A 15,887-nucleotide genomic window follows, 5' to 3' on the forward strand; every position below is an offset into this window, starting at 1 on the left:
TGCCTTAGCGCTTGTCATCAAACTGACACCAAAGTGTCATGATGATTTCATGATGCGGTGGCATTGTAGAGGTCCATGAAGCACTATCGAGCCATTTGGATCTCAGACGTGCATCTCGGGACACCTGGATGCCAGGCTAAGTTCCTCCTCGATTTCTTAAAGCATAACGAATCCGATACTCTTTATTTGGTTGGCGACATCATTGATGGCTGGCGCTTAAAGAAGAGTATTTACTGGCCTCAGTCGCATAACGATGTCGTGCAAAAGATCTTACGCAAGGCTCGCAAAGGTACTGAGGTCGTCTATGTGCCCGGTAATCATGATGAGTCTGTGCGTCAGTTCTTGGGCCTCTCCTTTGGTGAAATCAAAGTGGTACCCGAGGCTATTCATACCACAGCCGATGGTCGCAAGCTCTGGATTACCCACGGTGATTTATTTGATGGCGTGATGCAATATGCCAAGTGGCTTGCTTATGTAGGTGACAATCTCTACTCCCTCATTTTGTACTTGAATCGCTATCTCAATCTACTGCGTATTCGCATGGGTATGCAGTATTGGTCGCTCTCGCAATACTTAAAGCACCAGGTCAAGAATGCGGTGAGCTACATTGCCGACTTTGAGATGATCATGGCGCGCGAGGCTCGTTTACGGGGTTGTCAAGGCGTGGTCTGTGGGCATATTCATAAAGCTGAGATCCGTATGATCGATAACCTCCTCTATTGCAATGATGGCGATTGGGTCGAGAGTTTGACCGCCTTAGTTGAGACCCATGAGGGTGAGCTCAAGATTGTGCATTGGCCACGCATCTTAGATGACAAACCGGTTATCGAAGAGGTGATGGTTGAGCAAATGAGTCTATCGATTTCTTTTCCGAGCCGAGCCGCATCGCCTGCGTTGATGGCGCAATCCACTACCACTCATTCAATGGAGACTATTTCATGAGAATCATGATCGTAACTGACGCTTGGGAACCCCAAGTCAATGGCGTTGTCAGAACCCTCAAGCAAACCACCTATGAACTCCAAAAGATGGGGCATCAGGTCGAGATGATTACGCCCACCGAATTTAAGACCATTCCCTGCCCCACCTATCCAGACATTTCTTTATCGATCTTGCCTGGCAAGGGTGTCACTAAACGCATGAAGGCCTTCTCGCCCGATGCAATTCATATTGCGACCGAGGGGCCGCTTGGCTTGGCTGCACGCTCGTACGCACTGCGCCACAACTTACCATTTTCAACCGCTTACCACACCCGTTTTCCTGAATACGTCTTCGCACGCACCCGCATTCCACTAGCATGGACCTATCGCTTCCTGAAATGGTTTCATGGGCCATCGATGGCAGTGATGGCACCCACCCAAGTGGTCAAAGACGATCTCGAGAAATACGGTTTTGACAATGTCGTGATCTGGTCGCGCGGCGTTGATCTAGAGATATTTAAAGTCCAACCCTCCAAAGTATTAAATTCTGCTCACCCTATCTTCCTATATGTGGGTCGGGTTGCGGTTGAAAAAAACATCAACGCCTTCTTAGAGCTTGATCTGCCTGGATCAAAGTGGGTGGTCGGTGATGGTCCGACCTTAAAAGAAATTAAAGAGAAATACCCGCTCGTCAACTATCTTGGCGTCCTCAATCAATATCAATTGGCTGAGGTCTATGCAGCGGCCGATGTCTTTGTGTTCCCGAGCAAGACTGACACCTTTGGTCTCGTTTTGCTGGAAGCCATGGCTTGCGGTTTGCCTGTAGCAGCCTACCCTGTTACCGGCCCAATTGATGTACTGGGTGACTCCAAGGCTGGAGTCATGCATGCGGATTTAAAAACCGCGTGTATGGAAGCCCTAAGGATTCCGCGTGAGGTGGCCCGCGCCCATGCCGAGAAGTTCTCATGGAAAGCGGCGAGTGAGCAGTTTGCCAATCATCTAAAGCCAGTGCGTGTGCATGTGAGCACGCAAACGGTTCCCGCTTGATGAGTCAACCATACGACATTAAACAAAATCCCCATAAGGGGAATCGCGGTCTGACCCGAGCGATTCATGCGGCCAAGAACTCCTGGCATGGTTTGGTCTTTGCATTTAAAGAGGAAAGTGCCTTTCGGCAGGAACTAGTCTTATTGGTGGTCTTAAGCCCGATTGCCCTTCTCCTGCCAGTTGGCCACCTTGAGAAAGCTCTCATGATCTGCTCGCTAATCATGGTGCTGGTGATTGAACTGCTGAACTCGAGCGTAGAAGCCGCGATCGACCGAATCTCCTTTGAGCACCATGACCTCTCGAAGCGGGCCAAGGATTTTGGCTCTGCCGCTGTGATGCTAGCCCTACTCATTGCCTTTGTGATCTGGGCTGCCGTCCTCTATCAAGAATTTATTCAATAAAAACAATTACTTATGATTTTGTCACCCCTGCCTTATTCCTGTAATATATGCCCTATAGGATCAGGCTATCAACTAAGGAATCACAATGCCTGATATCCCAAATCCTTTTTCGCCTTTAGACAACCTATTTATTACAACGAAACGTCATGCGAACGCATCAATTTCCACTAAACCCTGGGCGGATAAATTGAATCCTCTCAAAAAGCTCTTTGGCAAAAAGCCAGAGACTCCTGAGGGCGATATCAAGTCCGACACGCCCACGTCTAAGACTGGATTAGAAAACGTTCCTCAGCTCTTAGGTAAAGCCAAGCGTGCTCCCTTTAAGATCTCGTGGGCCATCAATGCCGAGGAGATCAAGGAAGCGCAGCGCCTGCGTTACAAGGTATTTGCCGAAGAGATGGGTGCGCATCTGCCAGTCAATGAAGACGGTCTTGATATCGACGAGTTTGATGCCTATTGCGATCACTTGCTCATTCGTGACCCCGAGACCTTGCGCGTCATTGGTACTTACCGGGTCTTGCCACCCCATAAAGCCAGTCAACTTGGCCGCCTTTATTCGGATTCGGAGTTTGATCTCTCCCGCATTAATCACTTACGCCCCAAAATGGTGGAAGTAGGTCGCTCCTGTGTGCATGAAGACTATCGCTCGGGTGCAGTAATCATGGCCCTATGGAGTGGTCTTGGCCAATACATGAAACAGCATCAATATGAGATCATGCTCGGTTGCGCCAGCATTCCAATGGCTGATGGCGGCCACTATGCAGCCAGTCTCTATAACTCGCTCGGGCCGGAGCAAATGGCACCAGTTGAGAACCATGCGTTTCCGAAGCTACCTCTCCCCTTAGATCGCTTAAATGGCGGTCTGCATGTGGAAGCACCACCGCTCATTAAGGGCTACCTGAAACTCGGGGCTAAGATTTGTAGTGCGCCCGCTTGGGATCCAGACTTCAACACCGCCGATCTACTCACGATGTTGCGGCTCTCCGAAATGAATCCGCGCTACGCGAAGCATTTTCTAGAAAAGGCGGACTAATCCGTTAGCTTTAGGGTGTAGCGGTACCCGATTCGTTCCCACTCCGCCGCTTCTTTACGTAGACTGAACTCGGTTAAGGGGTGGGCATTGGCCCACTGCCGATCAATCGCGACCTCAAAGGTCTCGCTATTAGGGTTCTTCACCTTCACCTTTGGCAAATGCTCATCCATGCGTGAGCGGCACAAGACATGCGCTAGACGAATGCAGAACAACATACGCCAGTCGGTGAAGTTGGCATTGTTTGAGAGCTTGCCCAGTTTGCCCGTATGTCCCAGAAGCAGCGCTGCCAATCGTGCTTGATCATTCTTGGAGAACCCTGGCATATCCGCATTTGCGGCGATATAGGCTGAATGTTTGTGATAGCCGTTATGCGAGATTGATAATCCGACCTCATGCAGGTTTGCTGACCAGCCAAGTAAGGCAAGGTTATCAGTGCGGCTCTCGTGATTAGGCTTTGGTAATTGGGCTAAGAACTCCGCTGCCAAAGTGCCTAAACGATGCGCCTGCTCACGATCAACTGCATAGCGTTGCATAAACTGCTCAACGGTCACAAAGCGCATGTCGTCGTGCTGCGTCCGTCCTAATAAATCGTAGAGCACGCCAACTCGGAGGGCTGCATCACTAACTTCCATGCGCTCGATGCCTAACTCATCGAAGATGGCGAGCATGATCGATAACCCACCCGGCAAGACGGGGCGGCGATCATCCTTGAGGTTGATGAGATTAACGCGATCAATATGATCAAAATCCAGGAGGCGCTTCTTCAGGCCCTTGAGACCCTGCAAGGTAATCACCCCCGCACCACTATTGTCTAAGGGGTCCAGGGTTGACTTCTCACCAGAACCATTCAATTTGTTATCCGCTATCAAGTCAGCCAAAGCACGCGCCGTGCCTGATGAGCCAATGACTTGGTTCCAGCCTGATTTACTAAACCGTCCTTTAATCACTTGCACCTCGCGGCGCGCAGCTAGCTCAGCCTCTTTGAATGCATGGGGATCAATCACCCCATTTGGAAAAAAACGAATGCTATGCGATACGCAACCGATGTAAAGACTCTCTAAGAGCTTTGGCTCATAGCCTTTACCGATGATGAACTCACTCGAGCCACCACCCACATCGATTACCAAGCGATTGCCTGAAACAGCTGGAGCCTCATGCGAGGTGCCGATATAAATCAGACGGGCTTCTTCCACTCCAGCGATTACCTCAATCGGAAATCCCAAAGCAACCTGAGCCTCTTGCACAAACTTTTGCGCATTGCGCGCTACTCGTAAGGTGTTGGTGGCAACGGCTCTCACCTGCTCAGGCCGAAAGCCCCGCAAGCGCTCCCCAAAGCGTCGAATCGCCCCTAAGCCCCGCTCCATCGCCTCGTCATCCAAGACCTTGCCAGGGGTTAGGCCGGCTGCCAAACGAACTGGCTCGCGCAAGGTGTCGATGGTACGTAACTGCATCCCGGAGGGAGTAATGTAGGCCTGACAGATGAGCAATCGAAAGCTATTGGAGCCGAGGTCAACGGCGGCCACTAGGTCTAGTCCGGGCTTATTAGGGGTGCTGGTCTTAGACACGGTATTTAGGATTTATTAAAGTCAAAGACTATTATCGTATGAAATAAAAGTGACACATTTGTGAAATATAAAGAGATATGTCACTTCTATTACTCAACCGTGAAATCGGTATCCTCGAGTTTAATTCACGGGTTCTGGCGCAAGCCGAGGATCCGAAGATCCCCCTACTGGAGCGCATTCGCTTTCTGAGTATTGTCTCGAGTAATCTCGATGAGTTTTTTGAGATTCGGATGTCGGGCATCAAGGAACAGCTCATCGATAACTCCTTAAAGGTAGGCTCTGATGGGCGTACTATTGCAGAGAGTTATGAACTGGTCTCGCAACACACCCACACCTTGGTTGAGCGCCAGTATCATCTTTATCAACAGGTGCTGATCCCGCAGTTGCGCAAAGCGGGTATTGAATTTTTACTACCCGATTACTGGAATGATGAACAGCGAGTTTGGGCTGAAGACTTCTTTAAAGAAGAACTCTTTCCCTTACTCACACCCATCGCCCTCGATCCGGTTCACCCCTTCCCACGCGTCATCAATAAAAGCCTGAACTTTATCGTTCAACTTGATGGGAAGGATGCTTTTGGACGCAAGGCTAATCTTGCTGTGGTGCAAGCACCGCGCGCACTGCCTCGTTTGGTCAAAATGCCTCACCGCTTATCAGGCAATACAAACACCTTTGTATTTTTATCTTCCTTTATTCAAGCGTATGTGGGTCAGCTATTTCCGGGGATGAAAGTACTTGGTTGCTATCCATTTCGGGTGACGCGTAACTCCGATCTCTTTGTATCTGATGATGAGATCACCGATTTACGTCAAGCCTTGCAAGGCGAGCTGCCTACCCGTCACTTGGGTGATGCAGTGCGCCTTGAAGCAAATATTAATATTCCAGATGCTCTCTTACAGCGCTTATGCAAGGAAAATAATCTTGATATGCGCGATTGTTACCGTGTCAATGGCCCAGTCAATTTGGTCCGCCTTGCTCAACTCCCAGACTTGGTTGATGAGCCTAAGCTGGTCTTTAAACCATACACTCCTGCCATACCATTTAAGCACGGCTCAGGTAATGGAGCTGTCTCATTCTTTGAGCGCATTAAGCAGGCCGATATTCTTTTGCATCATCCCTATGAGAGCTTTGAGCCCGTCTTAGATCTATTGCGCGAAGCAAGTCGCGATCCTCACGTATTGGCAATTAAGCAAACAGTGTATCGGACTGGTGATAAATCGCCAGTCATGGAGGCTCTGATTGAGGCTGCCCAAAATGGCAAAGAGGTTACGGTGGTCCTTGAGCTTCTTGCCCGTTTTGATGAGCAAACCAATATCAACTGGGCGGCTCGCTTGGAGGAAGTTGGAGCACATGTGGTCTATGGGGTAGTCGGTCATAAATGCCATGCCAAACTATTGCTGATCGTTCGTAAAGAGAAAATCCATAAGTCAGGTAAGACATCACTAGTGCGCTACGCCCACCTTGGAACCGGCAACTATCACCCCCGTACCGCTAAGCTCTACACCGACTTTGGTTTGATGACCTGTGATCCACTCATCACCAAGGATGTGCATCAAGTTTTTCAGCAACTCACGGGGACTGGAATGCAGCTCGAGACCCGCGAACTGTGGGAAGCGCCCTTCACTATGCTTGAGCAACTCGTACATCACATCCGCGCCGAGACCAAGGCCGCAAAACAAGGTAAGAAAGCGCGCATTATCGGCAAGATGAATGCTCTTTTAGAAAAGACCATTATCGAAGAGCTCTATAAAGCTTCGCAGGCCGGAGTGAAGATCGATCTGATTGTGCGCGGGGTCTGCGCTCTGCGCCCTGGGGTGAAAGGTCTATCCGAGAACATCAAGGTACGCTCGATTGTGGGTCGCTTCTTAGAGCATCACCGGATTTATTACTTCTATCATGGTGGCTCTGAACAGGTTTATCTGTCGAGCGCAGATTGGATGGAGCGTAATCTCCTGCGCCGCGTGGAGGTTGCATTCCCGGTAAAGGATCCCAAACTCAAGCAACGGGTGATTAACGAGGGCTTAATGATTTTGCTCAAAGACAATGCCTCAGCATGGCTAATGAAGCCCGATGGTGGTTACGTGAAGAGTAAGCCACGCAGCAACCAAACCCCGATCGTGGGTCAGCTCGAACTGCTTAAGAAATTCGCTCGGGGGGAAAGCGCAGGGTAAAGGTACTACCCTTGCCAAGCGTACTCTCAACCACTAACTGGGCTTGATGACGGCTCGCCACATGCTTCACAATCGCTAGCCCAAGACCGGTACCACCGGTCTCACGCGAGCGACTCCGATCGACCCGATAGAAGCGCTCGGTTAAGCGCGGTATGTGTTCCGCTGAAATCCCAGGTCCCGTATCGGTTACCGAGAACTCCCCCTCTCCCTCAGGATTAATGCCCCATGAGACCGTCACCGATCCCTCTTCTGGTGTATACCGAATCGCATTCGATACCAAATTACTAAAAGCGGACAACACCTCGCGCTCTTCACCTAATAAATTACAGGGTGTATTGAGATTAAAGTTCAGAGCATGTTTACCCTGCGATAAGGCGTAAGCATCATTTTTGATGAGCGACATTAAATAACTCATCGAAACACTGTTTAGAGGTGCGGGTTGTGTGTTGGCCTCAAGGTTTGCCAGAGTTAAGAGGTCCTCAACTAAATTCTTCATGCGCTTACCTTGATCCATCATCATCTCGAGGTATTGGGCCTTTTGCTCGGGTGGTAGATCCAAGGTTTGCATGGTCTCCAAAAAGCCCATCATGACGGTGAGCGGTGTGCGCATCTCATGCGAAACATTAGCCACGAAATCACGCCGCATGGCCTCAGCCTTACTCAAATCCGTGATGTCCTGAATCAAGACCAAGCGGCGGTTCTCAGAGAATGGGAATGCTTGCAGACGAAGTATCAGGCTTGAACCACTCATCTTCTCTAACACAATCGGCTCTTCATAATTCCGCTCAGTGATGTATTGCACAAACTCTGGTTTGCGGACGATGTAATGAATCCGTTGTAACACATCACGTTTGAGCTCAATCCCCAAAAAGCGTTCCGCAATCGCATTGCACCACTCGATTTGATCTTGATCATCAAGCATCACAATACCATTCGGGGATGCCTGAAATGCCTCAATAAAGCGTTTATGCTGGCGCTCTGCCTGCTCAATGTCTTTCCGTAAGCCAGTAATAATGCGTTGGAGTTTGAAGAAGATCTCAGCCCAAGCGCCGCCAAATCCCGATAAATGAGAGATTCCTGCACCCTTGACAAAGGCGTCTAGGCGGGATTGATTGACATAGGCAATGAATAGGCTAAATACAATGATGAATACCGCAAGAAGCCAACCAAGCTCATCCCGTAGAAACGACTCACCAATCAAGCCAGCAACGCCGGCAAGTAGAAGGATTGGGATAAGGCGGAGAAATCCAGAAAGCATGGCGACATCTTAGAGCATCTTCCGGAGATGCTCAAAAATTAAGCATAACGCCTAAGCTGGGGTTTTAGTGATCCGGTAGCCGCTACCGCGCACGGTCTCGATATATTGATCACAATTGGCTTCCGATAGGGCCGCGCGTAAGCGCTTAATATGGACATCAACGGTCCGCTCCTCGATGTAGACCTGATCGCCCCAAACCCGATCCAGAAGATGCGAGCGGCTATGAACCCGCTCAGGATTGCCCATGAAGAACTGCAGAAGGCGGAATTCGGTTGGGCCCAAGTTGAGCGATTGCTCTTTTTCTCCGGGATGGGTTACGGTAATGCGATGGGTGACCGGATCCAGTTGAATGGGCCCGAGTTTTAATACATCATCACTCATCCCCAAGACGGTATTACGTCGTAATAGTGCCCTCACCCGCGCAATGAGTTCTTTTGGCGAAAATGGCTTGGTCACATAATCGTCTGCCCCAGAGTCTAGCCCCTGGATCTTATCGGCTTCTGCGCCTTTGGCGGTCAGCATCAGAATGGGTATATTTTGTAACTCAGGACTAGCGCGAAGTTCTTTGGTGAATTGCACCCCAGATTTACCGGGCATCATCCAATCCAAGATCAATAAATCGGGTTTTTGAGATTTAATCTTTTGCAGCCCCTCCTCCGATTGCAGGGCACGCTCCACCGTAAAACCTGAATGAGTAAGATTAATCGCAATCAGTTCTGCAATCGAAGGTTCATCTTCAATAATCAGAATGCGGTGTGACATGGGCTACTTAGTCGCCTCGCGAACTAGGTCATCATGTGGCACATGACGAACGTCGGCGCCTTTCACAATATAGATCACAAACTCTGCAATATTTTTTGAGTGATCACCAATCCGCTCGATTGCTTTTGCAATCGACAAAAGATCCAGTCCGGTTGAGATCATCTTAGGATCTTCTGCCATGTAAGTAATGAGCTTACGTACAAAACCCCTAAACTCTTCATCGATTTGTTTATCATCCTCAACCACTTTGGCAGCCGAGGCGGCATCAAGACGTGCAAAACAGTCAAGGGAGCGGCGCAATAGCTCAATGGCCATTTGCCCGGAGAGCTTAATCTCCGCAGCATTAATTTTATAGTTCGGCGCCTGCTCAATCACGCGCTTGGCACGCTTCGCAACAATTTCTGCTTCATCGCCGGCTCGTTCAAGATTGGTAATCGCCTTAGAAATCGCCATGACCAATCGCAAGTCACGGGCTGTTGGTTGACGACGCGCAATTAACTCAGTGCATGCAGAATCAATTTCAACCTCTAAGGTATTAATTGATTTTTCTCGTTCAATGACTTGATTGCATAAATCAATATTAGTTTCTGAGAATCCGCGCATGGCAACCTCGACCTGGGACTCTACTAGGCCACCCATTTTAAGCAGCTTGCTACATAAGGAATTTAAGTCCTCGTCAAATTGAGATGATAGATGGCGATCGTTCATTGCTTCTCCTCACTAACCAAAGCGACCAGTGATGTAATCCTCGGTTTCTTTACGCTTTGGCTTAATAAAAATTTCATCGGTTTTGCCGTATTCAATCAGTTCACCCAAATACATATAGGCGGTGAAATCAGAAACACGCGCAGCTTGTTGCATATTATGAGTCACAATCGCAATCGTGTAATCCTTTTTGAGCTCATTGATTAGCTCTTCGACCTTAGCCGTTGAAATGGGGTCTAGAGCTGAGGTTGGCTCATCCAATAACAGAACCGATGGCTTCACTGCGACACCACGAGCAATACAAAGACGTTGTTGCTGACCGCCCGAAAGAGATAGACCACTTTGATTGAGCTTATCTTTCACCTCATTCCACAAGGCGGCTTTATTGAGCGCCCACTCAACCCGCTCATCCATCTCTGCTTTCGATAAGCGCTCATAAAGACGAACTCCAAAGGCAATGTTCTCATAGATCGACATCGGAAATGGTGTCGGTTTTTGAAAGACCATCCCAATTCGGGAGCGGAGTAAATTAACATCCTTACCCTTTTCCAAAATATTCTCGCCATAGAAGGTAATCTCACCCTCAGCACGCTGACCTGGGTAAAGGTCATACATGCGGTTTAAGGTTCGTAATAAGGTCGACTTGCCACAACCTGATGGGCCAATAAACGCAGTAACCTTACGCTCCAAGATATCGAGGTTGATATTCTTGAGACCCTGAAAACTGCCATAGAAAAAGTTTAGGTTCTTAATCTTGAGAGCAACGGCCACTTGCTCAGCGGACTGCTGTTCAACAGTCTGATTAATATCCGCATGAAACATCGTTTTCATCATTGTCATACTTTTACCTTTTCACGTAATACTACGCGAGCCAAAATATTTAAACCGAGAACCGCAAACGTAATTAGGAGCGCCCCACCCCAAGCCAAATTGACCCAATTGTCATATGGGCTCATAGCAAACTGGAAGATCACCACGGGTAAATTAGCCATCGGGGCATTCATATTGGTTGAGAAGAACTGATTATTTAAAGCAGTAAATAGCAAAGGCGCTGTTTCTCCACTTACCCGTGCAATCGCCAACAATACACCCGTGATCACACCGCTCTTGGCGGCCCGCAAAACCACGCTCAGCGATACCTTCCACTTTGGGGCGCCAAGCGCAAAAGCCGCTTCACGAAGTGTGGTGGGTACCAACTTCAGCATGTTTTCAGTGGTACGTACGACGACTGGGATTGCGATTAAGGAGAGTGCAACCGTTCCAGCCCATCCTGAAAAGTGCTTTACTTGATAGACGATGATGGCATAGACAAAAAGACCAATCACAATAGATGGAGCCGACAACATAATATCGGTGACAAAACGGGTCACTTCTGAAAATTTATTATTTTGGCCATACTCGGACAAATAGATTCCTGCCAAGATTCCGATGGGTGTGCTGATAAAGGCACAGAAAGCCACCATCATCAAACTACCGACGATGGGATTGGCTAGACCGCCCCCCTCTGATCCGGGTGCTGGAGTGCTGGCAAGGAATAAAGATGGGCTAATTGCGGCAAAACCCTTCCACAGAAGAATGGCCAAGATCCAGAAAAGGAATAGCATGCCGATCGACATGGCAATCATGGAGAAAGTCAGGCCCAGGGTATTAGCCCGCTTTCTTTTAGCAAATAAGGATGGATCGCGCGTGCTCATTAGGTTTTGACTCCTTGATTAGCTTCCATGCGCATCAACATGACCTTTGCGAGCGATAAAACGATGAAAGTGATCACAAACAATGCCAAGCCTAAGGCAAATAATGAGGAATAATGCAGACCCACTTCCGCTTCACCGAACTCATTTGCCAAAGTCGATGCAATCGAATTTCCTGGAGCAAAGAGCGACGCTGAAATCTTGTGGGCATTACCAATTACAAAGGTGACGGCCATAGTCTCTCCAAGAGCACGCCCCAAACCCAACATAATGCCTCCGATCACACCGGTTTTGGTGTAGGGTAAAACAACATTCTTAACCACCTCCCAGGTGGTGCAACCAATACCGTAGGCAGACTCTTTTAATACCGGGGGAACAATTTCAAATACATCACGCATCACCGAAGCAATAAACGGCAGAACCATCATTGCCAAAATTAAACCGGCACACAAAATACCGATTCCATTAAAGGCGCCTGAGAACAAAATACCTAGCCCAGGGATTTGCCCCAATGTTGCAGCAAGAGCTGGTTGAACATAGTCGGCAAATAAAGGTGCAAAAATGAATAATCCAAACATACCGTAAATAATGGACGGCACTGCAGCCAAGATCTCAATTGCGGTCCCAAGCGGGCGTCTTAAAATAGTAGGACAGATCTCAGTTAAAAATACTGCGATACCAAAACTCAATGGAACTGCGATCACCAGAGCAATCAACGAGGTCATGATAGTTCCGTAGATGGCAATCAAGCCACCAAACTCGCCATTAATAATGTCCCACTCTACTGTGGTGAAGAACCCGAAACCAAATTTACTAAGCGCTGGAGCAGCATTAAAAATTAAGGAGGCAATAATGCCGAGTAATGCAAGCAATACAGTCAATGCAAAAAATTGCGTGGAATATTTAAAGACACGATCGAGAGCACGCTGTCGTTTAGCAATACTTAAGACTTCGTGATTGACTACGTGATTGCTTAACGCGGCTTCCATAAATAGACCTTTTTAGACAAAATCAGCCCCAGTGATACTAGGGCTGATTTTAGAACAGTCGGTAAAGAGATTACTTTGTATTAATTTGATTCCAAACATTCTTGCGAATGAAGTCGGTCGTGGCATCAGGCATTGGCACATAGTCCAACTCAGCTGCCATCTTTTTACCCTCTTTGAACGCAAAGTCAAAGAACTTCAATACTTCAGCTGAACGTGCTTTGTTTGCAGGCTCTTTGTACATCAAGATAAAGGATGCACCAGTAATGGGCCAGGATTTGGCACCGCCAGCATTAGTGATAAAGGTTCCCATTCCAGGAATCTTTGCCCAATCGGTACCGGCAGCGGCAGCAGCAAATGTATCGTCATCGGGCTGCACAAACTGTCCAGCAGCATTACGAAGTTGTACGTGGGTCATGTTGTTCTTCTTAGCATAGGCATACTCCACATAACCAATGGAGTTCTTAACACGTGCAACGTTTGCAGCCACGCCTTCATTGCCCTTACCACCAACCGATGAAGCGGCAGGCCACTTCACAGCAGCGCCAGCGCCAACAGCGGATTTCCAATCGGCACTTACTTTGGCCAAGTAGTCAGTGAAAATTGCGGTAGTACCAGAACCGTCGGCACGATGCACCACGGTGATCTCTCCCGCAGGAATCTTCACACCAGGGTTCAAGTCAGCAATGCGCTTGTCGTTGAAGTTCGTGATCTTGCCTTGGAAAATATCAGCCAAGGTTTGGCCGTCCAAACGAATTTGACCGGGCTTGATGCCATCTAAATTAATGATTGGCACAACACCACCAATAATTGCAGGGAACTGAACCAATCCATCGGCCTGTAGATCTTCAAACTTCACTGGGTTGTCGGTTGCACCAAAGTCTACAGTCTTGGCTTTAATTTGTTTGACACCGCCTGAAGAGCCGATTGATTGATAGTTCAAACCATTGCCAGTGCGAGCTTTATAAGCTTCGGCCCACTTGGCATAAATGGGGTATGGAAATGTTGCACCAGCACCAGTAATGTCTGCAGCAAAGGCTGCTGGAGCAAAACTGGCAGTGGATAGAGAAAGAGCCGCTACTGCTAGGGCTTTTTTCAAGGTAATCGTCATTTATCTTCCTTTAAATGGTTCTCGCACAACGCGATACTTAAACAATAAACAGGAAATATGACGCTTTCATGACAAGAAACTAAATGAAGTTTCTTAAAAAAATCAAATGAATCAATGGGCTAGCAGCATATGCTACCCCAATGTCTCTTCAATAAATAAAAGAGATCACTGATCGGAAGTTTTTCCAGGAAGGCTTGATTCGGCCTTTTTGACAGCTCGGGATGTTTTTCTGGGTACTAGTTTTTTAACCGCAGTCTTTCGTTTGGTTGGCGCTTTGGGTGCAATGACTTTACTAGCCTTTTTGGCAACTGTATGCAAATTCTTTTCAGCAGAATTAATTGCGCCCTCTACTGCCTTACGGCCCTCTTTAAATACTTTGGCGCCCGCATCGGATACCTCACGCACAACCTTCGCAAGTTTTTCTCCGCCCATTGGTATTTTTTTGTCAGCCTCTTTGATCCAGTCACTGATGGCATCACGAGCACGATCAAAATGCTTTTCAGCACCATCGGCTGCTTCGTTGCCGATATCTTTCAGGATTGCCTTAACCTTCTTTTGGTAGACGCTCATACGCTTAGTCGCATCTTCTGCTGCCTTTTTCTGTAGGGCTTGCAACTTGGTGACGTCCTTTTGTGCAGCAGTCTTAGCGGCCTCCATCGCTTGCTGCATGTTGTAGCGCAACTCTGCTGCATGATGCTCACTTAGCTGTTTGGCAGCATCTAATAATTTGTGGGACAAGGTAAATAACTCTTGTGCTTTGGCTTTCTTAGCAGCTGCTGACGGCTTTTTCATGGAACACCTCGCGTTAAATGAAGATTATTCAGTCTAACAAACGAATATGACAATCGCTTGATGCGCCGCACAAGTTACAAGTCGCTTAATTTAACCTCAAGAAACGCTGACTTCCTTTGCGATGGCCTCGGCACTCGCCTGTGCTAGGCTTTTCTCATTGGCTTCAACCATGACGCGCAGGACTGGCTCCGTTCCTGATGGCCGGATTAAGACCCTGCCCTTACCAATTAGGCTTTGCTCCACCTTACTGACCATGGCATTAAGCTTTTGATCGGCCTGCCACTGATAGCTTGGATTGGTCTTCACATTGATGAGTACTTGCGGATAGATGGTGATGCCATCTAACAGTTCGTTGAGAGATTGTTGCTTTTGTTGCATCGCTGCAAGTACTTGTAAGGCTGCAATCGTGCCATCGCCGGTACTGTGTTGATCCAAACATAAAAGATGCCCTGAACCTTCACCGCCAATCACCCACTGCTTGGCTTGTAAGAGCTCGAGGACGTAGCGATCCCCGACCTTAGCTCGCTCAAATCCAAGGCCTAGATTCTTGATAGCAACTTCAATCGCCAAGTTCGTCATCAAGGTGCCTACTACTCCACCAATTGCTTTGCCTTGCTCTAAGCGATCTTTAGCCAAGATATAGAGTAGCTCATCGCCATTAAACAAACGCCCACTTTGATCCACCATTTGTAGACGATCGGCATCGCCATCAAGTGCAATCCCAATATCGGCATTCACTTCCTTAACCTTTGCAATCAGCGCAGCTGGTGCAGTGGCACCACAATGATCGTTGATGTTCTTGCCATTAGGTTCTACTCCAATCGCAATCACCTCAGCGCCGAGCTCATGAAATACTGGCGGTGCAGTGTGATAGGCAGCGCCATTGGCACAATCCACCACAATCTTCAATCCTTTGAGGTTAAGGTCTTGTGGAAAAGTGGATTTGCAGAACTCAATGTAGCGCCCTGCAGCATCATCCAAACGAAATGCCTTACCAATTTTGTCGGAGCTAACACAGCCCATCGGCTTTTCGAGCTCTGCTTCAATCTCAAGCTCGATCGCATCAGAGAACTTATCGCCTTTACCATTAAAAAACTTGATACCGTTATCTTGGTAAAGATTATGCGACGCAGAGATCACTACACCGGCAGATAAGCGCAGTGCTTTGGTGAGATAAGCGACCCCCGGAGTAGGCATTGGACCGCACAAGGTGACATCGACTCCGGCAGCCGAGAACCCAGACTCCAAGGCAGCTTCGAGCAAATAACCTGAGACCCGCGTGTCTTTACCAATTAGGATGCGTTGACGCTCATTGGGTTTGCCATGGCGCTTAAGCACCATGCCAGTAGCGTAACCGAGGCGCAACATAAACTCCGGAACGATGGGTGGAATACCAACTTCACCCCGAATGCCATCGGTCCCAAAATATTTTTTAGTCATGATTC

Annotated in this window: 15 protein-coding genes; 5 read left to right on the plus strand and 10 right to left on the minus strand. The window is 48.3% G+C overall.

Annotation, left to right across the window (positions count from 1 at the left end; translation table 11 throughout):
• Nucleotides 1–75 precede the first annotated feature (75 nt).
• The 4 genes from QUE60_RS05780 to QUE60_RS05795 all read left to right on the plus strand — a co-directional run bounded on the left by QUE60_RS05780 (nucleotide 76) and on the right by QUE60_RS05795 (nucleotide 3,401).
• Entirely contained in the window at nucleotides 76–942 is an 867-nt protein-coding gene (locus QUE60_RS05780; protein ID WP_286226386.1) for a UDP-2,3-diacylglucosamine diphosphatase, read from the plus strand.
• Nucleotides 939–1,967: a glycosyltransferase family 4 protein gene (locus tag QUE60_RS05785; protein ID WP_286226387.1), complete on the plus strand. Its 1,029-nt coding sequence runs from the start codon at nucleotides 939–941 to the stop codon at nucleotides 1,965–1,967. Before QUE60_RS05780 ends, QUE60_RS05785 begins: the two co-directional genes overlap by 4 nt.
• Nucleotides 1,967–2,368 (plus strand): diacylglycerol kinase, encoded by a 402-nt coding sequence (locus tag QUE60_RS05790; protein ID WP_286226388.1) that lies wholly within the window; start codon nucleotides 1,967–1,969, stop codon nucleotides 2,366–2,368. The genes QUE60_RS05785 and QUE60_RS05790 overlap by 1 nt, the downstream gene beginning before the upstream one ends.
• Nucleotides 2,369–2,453: 85 nt before the next feature.
• Nucleotides 2,454–3,401 (plus strand): GNAT family N-acetyltransferase, encoded by a 948-nt coding sequence (locus QUE60_RS05795; RefSeq protein ID WP_286223160.1) that lies wholly within the window; start codon nucleotides 2,454–2,456, stop codon nucleotides 3,399–3,401.
• Here the strand turns inward: QUE60_RS05795 and QUE60_RS05800 are convergent.
• Nucleotides 3,398–4,966 carry a Ppx/GppA phosphatase family protein gene (locus tag QUE60_RS05800; protein WP_286226389.1) on the minus strand — a complete coding sequence of 523 codons (1,569 nt, stop codon included), beginning with the start codon at nucleotides 4,964–4,966 and terminating at the stop codon, nucleotides 3,398–3,400. The two genes, QUE60_RS05795 and QUE60_RS05800, sit on opposite strands and share 4 nt — an antisense overlap.
• Before the next feature lie 77 nt (nucleotides 4,967–5,043).
• Here QUE60_RS05800 and ppk1 point away from each other — a divergent pair, with 77 nt between their 5' ends.
• Nucleotides 5,044–7,137: a polyphosphate kinase 1 gene (gene ppk1 / locus QUE60_RS05805; RefSeq protein WP_286226390.1), complete on the plus strand. Its 2,094-nt coding sequence runs from the start codon at nucleotides 5,044–5,046 to the stop codon at nucleotides 7,135–7,137.
• Here ppk1 and phoR read toward each other — a convergent pair.
• The 9 genes from phoR to glmM form a co-directional block, all read right to left on the minus strand.
• Nucleotides 7,103–8,395 carry a phosphate regulon sensor histidine kinase PhoR gene (gene phoR / locus QUE60_RS05810; RefSeq protein ID WP_286223163.1) on the minus strand — a complete coding sequence of 431 codons (1,293 nt, stop codon included), beginning with the start codon at nucleotides 8,393–8,395 and terminating at the stop codon, nucleotides 7,103–7,105. The genes ppk1 and phoR overlap by 35 nt on opposite strands.
• A gap of 51 nt (nucleotides 8,396–8,446) precedes the next feature.
• Nucleotides 8,447–9,157 (minus strand): phosphate regulon transcriptional regulator PhoB, encoded by a 711-nt coding sequence (phoB, locus tag QUE60_RS05815; protein ID WP_286223164.1) that lies wholly within the window; start codon nucleotides 9,155–9,157, stop codon nucleotides 8,447–8,449.
• A 3-nt stretch (nucleotides 9,158–9,160) separates the two neighbouring features.
• Nucleotides 9,161–9,865, minus strand: a complete 705-nt coding sequence (gene phoU / locus QUE60_RS05820) for a phosphate signaling complex protein PhoU (RefSeq protein WP_286223165.1) — start codon at nucleotides 9,863–9,865, stop codon at nucleotides 9,161–9,163.
• Nucleotides 9,866–9,877: 12 nt separating this feature from the next.
• Nucleotides 9,878–10,684, minus strand: coding sequence for a phosphate ABC transporter ATP-binding protein PstB (pstB, locus tag QUE60_RS05825; protein ID WP_286224744.1), 807 nt, complete (start codon nucleotides 10,682–10,684; stop codon nucleotides 9,878–9,880).
• A gap of 14 nt (nucleotides 10,685–10,698) precedes the next feature.
• Nucleotides 10,699–11,556: a phosphate ABC transporter permease PstA gene (pstA, locus tag QUE60_RS05830; protein WP_286226391.1), complete on the minus strand. Its 858-nt coding sequence runs from the start codon at nucleotides 11,554–11,556 to the stop codon at nucleotides 10,699–10,701.
• Entirely contained in the window at nucleotides 11,556–12,542 is a 987-nt protein-coding gene (gene pstC, locus QUE60_RS05835) for a phosphate ABC transporter permease subunit PstC (protein ID WP_286223167.1), read from the minus strand. The genes pstA and pstC overlap by 1 nt, the downstream gene beginning before the upstream one ends.
• A 70-nt stretch (nucleotides 12,543–12,612) precedes the next feature.
• On the minus strand, nucleotides 12,613–13,650 hold the full coding sequence (gene pstS, locus QUE60_RS05840; protein ID WP_286223168.1) for a phosphate ABC transporter substrate-binding protein PstS: 1,038 nt from the start codon (nucleotides 13,648–13,650) through the stop codon (nucleotides 12,613–12,615).
• 165 nt (nucleotides 13,651–13,815) lie between these two features.
• Nucleotides 13,816–14,442: a phasin family protein gene (locus tag QUE60_RS05845; RefSeq protein ID WP_286226392.1), complete on the minus strand. Its 627-nt coding sequence runs from the start codon at nucleotides 14,440–14,442 to the stop codon at nucleotides 13,816–13,818.
• Nucleotides 14,443–14,538: 96 nt separating this feature from the next.
• A complete protein-coding gene (glmM, locus tag QUE60_RS05850) occupies nucleotides 14,539–15,882 on the minus strand; it encodes a phosphoglucosamine mutase (RefSeq protein WP_286226393.1) in 1,344 nt (447 codons plus the stop codon).
• Nucleotides 15,883–15,887 lie beyond the last annotated feature (5 nt).

Origin of the sequence: Polynucleobacter sp. HIN11 (assembly GCF_030297675.1) — a bacterium.
GTDB lineage: Bacteria > Pseudomonadota > Gammaproteobacteria > Burkholderiales > Burkholderiaceae > Polynucleobacter.